The following is a 3,740-nucleotide window of genomic DNA, read 5'->3' on the forward strand; positions in this document are numbered from 1 at the left end:
CTGAAGAATTAATCTTTGGTGAAGAAGAAGTGACAACTGGTGCTTCTAATGACCTACAACAAGTTGCTCGCGTCGCTCGTCAAATGGTAACACGCTTTGGGATGAGCGATCGTCTCGGACCTGTTGCTCTCGGACGCCAGCAAGGCAATATGTTCCTCGGTCGTGACATCATGTCAGAACGGGACTTCTCCGAAGAAACTGCAGCAGCAATTGATGAAGAAGTTCGTCAGTTAGTAGAAGCCGCTTACCGGCGCGCTAGAGAAGTGTTGGAGAATAACCGCCACATCCTTGACAAACTTGCAGAAATGCTAGTTGAGAAAGAAACTGTAGATGCCGAAGAGTTGCAAGATTTGCTTGCTAGCAATGACGTTAAAACTGCAACTTTTGCATAGTCAGTGAAGATTTAGGATTTAAGATTTAAGTAAGTCTTAGTTCTAACTTATAATCGTGCGATCGGGGTAATTCTAAAATTACCCTGATTTTTTCTTAAAAATAAAAGAATAAAACCTTTTCCCTTTCCCCTGTTTACCATTACAATTGGAGCAAGAGGACTTTAGGAATGCTCAACTGTTATACTCAGAACGGCTAATAAATATACTTTTTGCGTAACGAAAAAAATAAATATACATAACCATGAATGTACAACTTGTTAACTCTCTGGTAGAAGTGGTACTAAACCTCTCCTCTGAGGACCAAAAACTTTTTCAATCTAGACTCCACACCAGACAGGTAGAGACAGCAACTAACAAAAATTTGACACCAATAGAAAAAGCCGAGCAATTTCGTCAGTGGGTAGCTCAATTCCCTAAAAGTAGTGCAAGTTTGCCTGCTGAAGCCAGCCTGCGTGAGAATATTTATGGCGATCGCGGTATATGACAAGCTATTTACTGGATACAAATATTATTCTTAGGTTTGCTGATACCCACTCCTCCGAGCACGAAATTATTAATAATGCTATTTTTCAAATTTTGCTACAGGGTGGTCAATGCTGTATTACATCTCAAGTTTTAATTGAGTTTTGGGTTGTAGCCACCCGTCCCGTCGCCGTAAATGGATTGGGATGGACACCGGAAGAAACCGAACGAGCAGTGCAAATGCTCATAAATCAGTTTGAGTAGCTCGAAGAAACACCGGATATATTTCGCATTTGGTTAAGCCTCGCTACAACTCACGGGATTTCAGGGAAACGCACCCACGATTTACGCATACAAGCAGTAGTGCTTGCCTATCAGATCTGTCATATTTTAACTTTAAACCCAAAAGACTTTGTGGAAGTTGAAGGAATTACTATTATTCACCCCAATAGCATAAGCAGCTAGAGTCTTGGCAAACATACTCGATCAAAGCCATAGAAACTTGTAACAATGGTCAACAGCGGCTTGAGTCAAAATTAGCACTAACTAAGCGTTTGTATGAACGGGGGTTTGCACGAGAGGACATTATTAACCTTTTTGGATTCATTAATTGGATGCTGAGTCTACCAGAGGAGTTACAGCAGGATTTTGAACAACAATTAAGTCAGTACGAGGAGGAAAGAAGAATGCCATATATAGCGGTTTTCAATTGAGTGCAATACATAAAAATGTCGGGATGGGAGTATGATGTTGACTATTTATGAAGAATTTTTATCAACAACTATGCATTCGTATCGTTTTAATGAATTGTAGAAACGAGAGCTTTTTTTGTAGTATAATTGGTTTATTTGTAATACATTTATGGTAATCTTCTAGCGGGAAGGGGGTAGTTCCTCTCGGTTGCCAAGAATACAAGGATGTAGAGACGTGCCATGATGCGTCTTTATATACATTGTTTTTTAGAGAAGTCTAATGTTCTGTAACAATCTTTTTCAAACCCAAAGAACGCAGAATATCCGCAGCCGAGATTTCTCCCGTTCTACAACCACCTTCCATGTAACCTTGAAACAATGGGGAACAGTGTTCGCCAGCAAAAAATAAATTCCCTACCCGTTGTTGTTCAACTCCCGCAATTGTCGTCCATTGTCCCACAAGATAACAAGCATAGGAGCCTTTTGTATACGGTTCTCGACGCCAATAAGCACAAATAGGTTGACCGCGATACGTACTGGTAATACCTGGAAACACATTTTCCAATTGAAATAGCAGTTTTTGAGCTTGAAATTCTGGTGAATTCAGCCCTAGCGGTAAACTTTCTTGACCGCCAGTAAAATTGATGAGTATACCACTTGTCCCTTTTTGATAATGAGAAGCCTCCCAGATGCTTTGAAAGTTTAAGTCTGTAGCGACAAATCCAGTTGAGTTATACCGCGTGCGCCAAATCCGTTCTTGATAAGCAGTAATTAATTTGGCGTTGTTACCATAACCTAATTCTGCGATCGCTTTCTTTTTCAAGACGGGCAAATCTACATTTAACGAGATATCACGCAAAGTACTGAACGGTAAAGCCAACAAAATTCGCTCGTAAATTCTCTCACTCGAGCGGATACCAGAGCGTAAACTTACCCGATACCTACCATCACTTTGAGTTGCGATCGCTTCTAATTCCGTCTCTAATTCTATAGAATTTTTCAGCACTTGTGCTAGCGAGCGAATGATGCGATCGTTCCCACCAACAATCTGATACCGTTCATCACTTTCTCCAAGTGGCTCGTAGCTGTTAGTATCCGTACTAATAAATAACAACATATTTAAACTAGATTGAATTCTAGTTTCTTGACCGTATAAACCCGTGTAAGTTTTTTCAAGGATTGCTTTGAGAATTGGATGAATTTGTGCTGACTCTAAATACTGAGTAATAGAAATATTATCTAACTTAATAGCCACTTGATTCTTTGTCCGATAATTTATAGGTGCTTTACCAATGGCTGCCAAATCTCGCTCTATTTTTTGTACCAATGGCGGTAACCACTGTAATATTTCTTTCTCTGAAATTATCCGTCCATCAAAATAAGATATTCCAGATCTCAAATTGCTATCTATAGCGTACAAATCTACAATTTCTAGACCTAATTCCTTTGCTAAATTGCGTAAGCTTGTATGATTAGTATCAATAAATTCTCCACCCAAATCTACAGGTACAGAAGTACCAGCAACATTTTGTACTGTATGTATCCGCCCACCAACACGATTTCTTGCTTCAATAATATCTACAGGAACTCCAGCTTGAGAAAGGCGATAAGCAGCGACAAGCCCAGCAATTCCCGCACCTACGACTAAAACTTTAGGAATTTTGGCAAATGCAGCAGAACTAGGTTCACCGTGCCACATCATTGCACTTATAGCACTTGCCAATCCCAAACCGCCATATAGAAAACGGCGACGAGTCATCTTTTGCCGAACAATATCAGCTATTTCGTCTGCTGGAATCCCCGTTTTTAGCGATGCCCTAGTGATTTTATAAGCTCGCCGTAATGATGCCATCAACGCCGCTCTTGACATTGGGTATGCCTTTATGTTTTGCTCTTAATCAAGAAATATACCTTAAAAGCAACCCTAAACCTGCTCGGTAAACACCTACTAACGTAAAACCTACTCTTGTCTAACAGTACCCTTCTTTTAAGATTTTTCAAAACCATACCCCTGACAAAATTGCGATCGCTTATGTATCAGGGGTTTTGTGGCTCATCACACACCGAGCGCAAATCACGCACCAACCCTTTGAAGGCATGACTGATTGGCGAATGATATTTACCTAACCAACTTCTAAGCTTGTCACCGCAAATACACGATTTATAGGCAAGTTAGGAATTTCTTTATTGTACA

The 3,740-nt window shown here is 40.1% G+C and carries 3 protein-coding genes and 1 pseudogene; 3 read left to right on the top strand and 1 reads right to left on the bottom strand.

Going from position 1 to position 3,740, the window contains the following annotated elements; translation table 11 throughout:
• The 3 genes and pseudogenes from ACKTT2_RS00300 to ACKTT2_RS00310 form a co-directional block, all read left to right on the top strand.
• Positions 1–392: pseudogene (locus ACKTT2_RS00300) on the top strand (cell division protein FtsH); the annotation flags it as partial.
• Positions 393–633: 241 nt separating this feature from the next.
• Positions 634–876, top strand: a complete 243-nt coding sequence (locus ACKTT2_RS00305; RefSeq protein WP_407882812.1) for a hypothetical protein — start codon at positions 634–636, stop codon at positions 874–876.
• On the top strand, positions 873–1,118 hold the full coding sequence (locus ACKTT2_RS00310) for a type II toxin-antitoxin system VapC family toxin (protein WP_407882814.1): 246 nt from the start codon (positions 873–875) through the stop codon (positions 1,116–1,118). Before ACKTT2_RS00305 ends, ACKTT2_RS00310 begins: the two co-directional genes overlap by 4 nt.
• Before the next feature lie 705 nt (positions 1,119–1,823).
• Here the strand turns inward: ACKTT2_RS00310 and ACKTT2_RS00315 are convergent.
• Complete coding sequence (locus ACKTT2_RS00315) at positions 1,824–3,416, bottom strand: flavin monoamine oxidase family protein (RefSeq protein WP_407882816.1); 1,593 nt, start codon at positions 3,414–3,416, stop codon at positions 1,824–1,826.
• Positions 3,417–3,740 lie beyond the last annotated feature (324 nt).

This window comes from Scytonema hankhaensis NUACC26 (assembly GCF_045865695.1).
GTDB lineage: Bacteria > Cyanobacteriota > Cyanobacteriia > Cyanobacteriales > Nostocaceae > Scytonema.